The following is a 5,930-nucleotide window of genomic DNA, read 5'->3' as shown; positions in this document are numbered from 1 at the left end:
AGTCTTGCTTCCCGAGTTCGAATTGTACCAGGCGACGTCACCGACGTTATCGCTTCCTGAATACTTGTACCCTTTACTCTTGTTTCCACCTCTTGCCGCATATTCCCATTCTGCTTCAGTCGGAAGCCGGTATCCAATTACCTTCGAAGGATCTGTGGTAATACTACCGTCTTTGTCCAGGAAGTTACCTTTATCGTCATACGCAACAGGCAGACCTTCTTCCTTACTCAGCCAGTTGCAGTAGGCTATGGCATCCCACCAGCTCACGTTTATTACTGGTCGCCTTCCTCTTCCCCAACCGCCGTCGCCTGGTTTCTGTCTTCCTCCATGAAAAAAGAACTCGTCATATGCTTCAAAAGTAACTTCATATTTCCCAATAAAGTAGTCATAATCAAATGTAACTTCAAAGGTAGGTTTTTCGTTTTTGTTACTGCTTTCCCACAAATCCCCCATGTAGAAAGTTCCTTTCTCGACCAGCACCATATTCTCAGGGATCTCCAGAGTTTCTTCTTCTCCGGGAAGAAAGTCCGGAATCTCCTTGATTTCCGGAGCTTCGGCAAGCTCCATCGTGAAGAAATCAATGGTCTTTATCTTTCCGGGAGCGATACTAAGTTCTGCGCCAGACAGAAGTCTTACGACAATAAAATCATCCCGAACAATACCGCGCATCTCAGAGCCGCTCAGGAGAGTCGTCTTTGTGAGAACGTTACCCTCTCCTTCGAATTCCATTAGGTCAACATTATCCATGGAAAGAGAGAAGATGCCGTACGATGTCTGTATGTTCAACCCATCAGAAAGCATCTCGGCATAGAACTGCTCTCCCGTTTTCAACATTACCTGAACTACTCCTCCCTCAATGTCCTTATCTTCAACAAGGAGCTGTACCCAGCTAATAGTGTCCTTATGGAACTTCATGGGGATACCTTCAAAGTCGGCCAAAATGTATTCTTCAAGAAGAAAGCCCCTGAAGATCTCGTTTTTGTGTATGGTCTTCAGAGATGTGATGATAGTCCCGGACGTGGGAAAAACTATTGCCTTAACAAACTCCATAGGCATCTGGAACTCGCCGTAATCGCTTATAAAAGAAATTCGATCCATCGTGACGGCACATTCAATTATGTCTCCGTTTCTCATACTGAGCCGTGCAGGAATCGGGCCACCCAAGAGAAGAGATACAGAAACAAGAAGGGTTAGAACTAAAACCCATTTTTTCACAGAAATCACGCACCTTTCAAAAGTCGACAGATATTTTCTTTGCTTTCTCAAGAACTTCCTTTTTTACAATCAGTCTCCAGACTAGTTTCTGAGACTGAACGTTAACTTTGAGTATTCCGGGCTCTATGTATAGGGGGGCCGGCGCGAAAATTATCTGGTTGCTTTTCTGACCGGTGTAGATCAGTCCAAGACCGGCACCATTTAGAAGAAGTCCGCCCTGGGCAAGGTTTTTCAGCTCGCTGTAAAACAACAGGTTCCGCATTTCGTCTGTCAAAGTGATTACAAAGTTGTAGCTGTCAAGAGAATCAACATGTTTCTTCAACTGATCCCAGAGCGAATACTCAATTGAGTCTCTTGATGAAAAAAAGTAAGTTTTCAATGAGATCTTAGAATTACTTATGTCTTCGATTATCCTGACTACATAACGACAATCCTGATCATTTATAAGATCCGACAACTGTACTCTCAACCAGTCTCCACTTTCTTCAGCCTTCATTATCTGGGTAATCGCTTTGGAGGCCACCATGTCAAGAACCTCTGAAAGTTCCCGAACAAGACCCATGTAACTTTCAATATCGGGAACAAGCTCGACGATTATTTCAAGAGTTACATTCTCGCCTTCAGTACCGATAATCTGCGTGGAAATTTCTCCAATTCTCCAGTACCCTCTGGGTGCATCGAAATCATTTAGGATTGCCTCGGTTAGCTTGGCAGCATTCTCCACAGTCTTTGTATTTGCTTCAAACAGCGCAAGTAATTTGTCGCCTTCGAAGCTCTTAACTCCTATTCTGTTTCTAAGCATTGTTTCTTCAAGGGCTTTGAGCCTAATAGTGGCTACTATTGCAACTTCAAACATTCCAGACAATTCAGAAACAGAAGTGATTTCATAGTCCTTTATGTACGCTCTGCTGAAGGTAAGAATGCTCTCTTTGAACTCTTCGGTTTGAACAACGCTTGAAGCGTCTATAGTAAGACGTGAATCTAAACTTGAATAGGATCTAACCAGAATTCCAGTCGCCAATTCCAGAGCATGTTTTATTGCATTGTCAGTTGATTCTTCAAGAGTGGTTCCGTATCCAGTAGCTTCTATTTCAACGGTATCCTCTACTCTTGCTAATGCAGTAAAGGAGACCAATGTAGCAATTATAAATATGATTAATTTGTAGCTAATCCTTATTGTCATATTTCTCAAACCTTTCTTCAAGAGTCTTGTTAAGTGGATTAACCTGCATTCCATAAGCCCAATAATTGAATGCCTTTTCTTCTTCACCGAAGATCAAGAAGATGTCCCCCGCCAGGAGAAATTCATTATCATCAAAAGCTTTCGCCGAGAAAACATCGCCAGCATTCTCTGGGAGTTTGTGAATCATCTCAGATGCCACCACGTTTTCTTTGAGATTTAGATTTACAGCTGAACCGTAAAGCCAAACTCTCCACATCTTCTTGTGATCGATTTCCAGACTAGAGTGATTTGAATCAATATACTCAATGATATTGGCTGAATGTTGAAGAGGCTCTTTGTCAACAACTATATCTAGCCTATCAATGTAATAGTCGATGAACCTTTGCACAATCTTGTCATCAGAAACTGTAAGATTGGCTTTCTTGACAACTACTATCGCCCCTACCCATTCTTCGTTGGCAAACAAACGAATAAGCTCAGTGTTGGATGCCGAAATCAGCACGTTTTGCAACGAATATGGCAGGAAAAACAAATCAATTATCATGTTGAAACTATAAGCTTTGGAAAGGCCTCTCAAGAATGGAATGGCGACTGATCTGGAAGCAAGGTCCCGCGATGTATCTTTCAACCCGTCTCTAGTCAAAGGTTTCTCATCACCTGTAAGAAATGTGAAAGAGACTCCCACAAGGGAGTCTCCAAACGATACGCCACCGCAAAAGAAGCGGTTTATAGTGGTCAGGCTCTTTTCAAGATCATCGGCCACTTCATCTTCGAGGTCCGCAATCTCAGTTAACTCAAGCAATGCTTCTGAAATCGAAACCGATAGCCCCGCGCCGGCCAGCAGTACTATCAAGGCAACGCAAAGCATCTTAATACTTGTCATCACTGCTCACCGGACCGCTTGGTCCCTGAGGGTTCTCACTTGGTCCACCATTCTCATCCGTGCTTTCATCTTGAACCGGTTGTTCTACTGCTACCGTTTTTCCCTCAAGGGCGTTCACAATCTGCTGCATCGGCAACTCAAGTTCAGGATAGTAGACAGCAATCGCAAATACCCATCCATAACCGTTGCTTTCAACAGACTCTTCCATAGCTACCCTAATCATTGTCCCCGGAGGCACTAACCCAGAGGAAACCGATTCAAAATTCTTGTCTCTGCTGAACAAGTTGAGGAACTCGCTTGACATTGTTTCTGCGGTTGTAGTGGATCTTGCACTTCTCATTTCATCGGCCTTGGCGATTACTTCATCCATATTCTCAAATTCCGCTCTCAAAGTTCTCTCCTGAAATCCGCTCTTCCATATGTTCTTGTCACCGTTAAGGATATCTACCAGGGTTTGGGATGCCCTCATTCTAGCAACCTCGATTGCTGCCTTTTTATATTCGTTTGCCAGAACCTCATTTGAGCTGTACCGCGCAATCGCGGAACCGAAAGCAACTACGGCCATCGTTCCATCTTCTGGGACATAAATAACCTTTCCTCCAACTGGCGGAACGACACCGGCTTCAATGTCATTTAGAATAAACTGCAGTGAAGTTTGGAGATCTGCGGAAGAGACTACACCATCTGATAGTTGGTTGACAGCTGCAAGAGTCTTGGGAGAAATCACTATGCTCACGTAAACTTTTCCACTTGTTTCACCAGCCATATCTCTCACTTCATATGTAACATATCCTCTTAGCATTGCCTCCACCACTTGCTCAATCTTTTCAAACTGATACTCGTAAAATCCGCCAACATTCTTCTCTGAATCGTCCAGAGAAGCCAGGGAAATCTCTAATGCCTCCTTCTTTCGAGTAAAGTATCCATTTAGGCCTTGAGCGAGATAACTCTTAGCCGAGTAATAAGCTGTCAAATAGGCCGCTCTCTTTGCAATCAGCGTGGCGTTGATGTTTTCGTAAACACTATAGCTGGACGTCGCTCCGGCAATATAGCCTGTTCCTGACGGGAAGACCACCGCTCTGAATCCATCGCCTAGTTGTTCTTCCCAGATAAGCTTTGTAGCATAGTTGAACCCGTCCTGCAGAGCATTCGCAATAACTTCATCGTCTGCGCTGCGAGTTAATGAAGCTGCTTCAGTCAGCTCAGTAGAACCACCCTGAACCGGAGGAAGGAAATCATCCACTGTAATTGCAAATGTCGCACCTGAAACAAGAATCATAGCAAGAGTCAATGCCAAAAATGATGTTCTCATTTGCTTGCCTCCCTTTTTGAATTTGTGATCTATTTAGAGTGAGACCTGAGTTAGAAGATTCAGAACGATTGATTTATTGTCACTAATGCTTTGCATTAGAATCTATTGCAGAAGCAGTTAATCCTCCCTCTATAAGATTATATAAATTCTTACATCTAAAACCAAATTATTGCGAATGTCTACAACAGTAAAGAATGTTTAGACAAGTGAAAATCTCTTGATTAATCAGCAAATACAGTCTTGATTTGTTCCTCATAATCGCCTTACACATTTTCAAACATTCCAGTGCTGCTAATGTTAATGATTTCGCGAATGGATACAGAAGTGATTAGGCTTAATCTACGACCTTGTATCTGATCAAATAAACAATGTCGGAAAACTGACGTGCTAGCGGTCGAGGACAAAAAACTTCAGCTGATATTAAGACATCTAAGCACTTAATGACAGCAGGAAGGAAATCTTCTCCTTCCTGCCGTTAGGGTGTGTGTAGTACAGTTCCAAGTTACAAGTTCTGAGTTGTAAGAGAAAGCATAAGAACGGGGTTGGGGGTTGCGGGTTCGTGGTAGGAAAGAGCAAGAGAACCTGGTTGACCGTTGAACGGTTCGCAGTTCTCCGGAGAGAATCAGTTCCAAGTTCCATGTTGTCAGTTGCAAGCAGAAGAGAGCGTTGTCCGTTGGCGGTTCGCCGTTCTCTGAAAGAGCCGCTATCCGCTTAAAGACGATGAACCCGCTGATCGCTGCTCAAAACAACGTTGTCCGTCAACGGTCCGCCGTCCTCCGAGAAGAACATTTCAAGAGACTTATAGAGTTTATGGTCTATGTTGGCCCGCGTAGCGGAACTGGTCTTTGCTCTTAATACACCCGATCTTCATAACCCGCTCTTTCAAACCCGAAGTGCTTAACCCGTACTTAATAACCTACTCTCTATTCTCCTGTCTGAGAACCGACAACGACCACCTGATTTTGGTCTTCCCAGCGTTCATCGGCTCTTTCACCACGAAGCGGAACTTGACTCGCCGAAGGCGAGACTGGCCTTTGCGAACCAAAGACTGGCCTGGCGTAGCCTGACTGGCTATTTTGTCGCCTCCTGCGAAGCAGCATCACTTCCTCGCGCCAGCGAGCATCACTTCCTGGCGAAGCCAGCCGGTCCTTGCTCTACCCAGCGTTCAGCGCTCAGCGGGTCTTCTCAGCGGATCTTTGCTCTACCCAGCGTTCAGCGATCAGCGGGTCTAAGGACAGAGCAACCTGTTTTGGAACTAGTTACTATCTTGGTGCTCTAACTCGGAGAACGGTCAACCGCGTGCTGATTTTTTCCCACCCATTCCTCAATAACCTCTC

Annotated in this window: 4 protein-coding genes; all 4 read right to left on the bottom strand. The window is 44.4% G+C overall.

Annotated elements, in window-relative coordinates; translation table 11 throughout:
- On the bottom strand, positions 1 to 1,215 hold a 1,215-nt coding region (locus B3K91_RS06395), incomplete at its 3' end, for a formylglycine-generating enzyme family protein (RefSeq protein WP_292594415.1).
- A 16-nt stretch (positions 1,216 to 1,231) separates the two neighbouring features.
- Entirely contained in the window at positions 1,232 to 2,398 is a 1,167-nt protein-coding gene (locus tag B3K91_RS06390) for a hypothetical protein (protein ID WP_292594412.1), read from the bottom strand.
- Positions 2,382 to 3,281 carry a hypothetical protein gene (locus tag B3K91_RS06385; protein WP_292594409.1) on the bottom strand — a complete coding sequence of 300 codons (900 nt, stop codon included), beginning with the start codon at positions 3,279 to 3,281 and terminating at the stop codon, positions 2,382 to 2,384. Before B3K91_RS06385 ends, B3K91_RS06390 begins: the two co-directional genes overlap by 17 nt.
- Entirely contained in the window at positions 3,268 to 4,593 is a 1,326-nt protein-coding gene (locus B3K91_RS06380) for a hypothetical protein (protein ID WP_292594407.1), read from the bottom strand. Before B3K91_RS06380 ends, B3K91_RS06385 begins: the two co-directional genes overlap by 14 nt.
- Positions 4,594 to 5,930: the final 1,337 nt, after the last annotated feature.

The sequence above is a fragment of the Mesotoga sp. UBA5847 genome (genome assembly GCF_002432735.1).
Taxonomy (GTDB): domain Bacteria; phylum Thermotogota; class Thermotogae; order Petrotogales; family Kosmotogaceae; genus Mesotoga.
The sequence above is the reverse complement of the archived record's forward strand: the minus strand, read 5'-3'. Positions and strand labels throughout refer to the sequence as shown.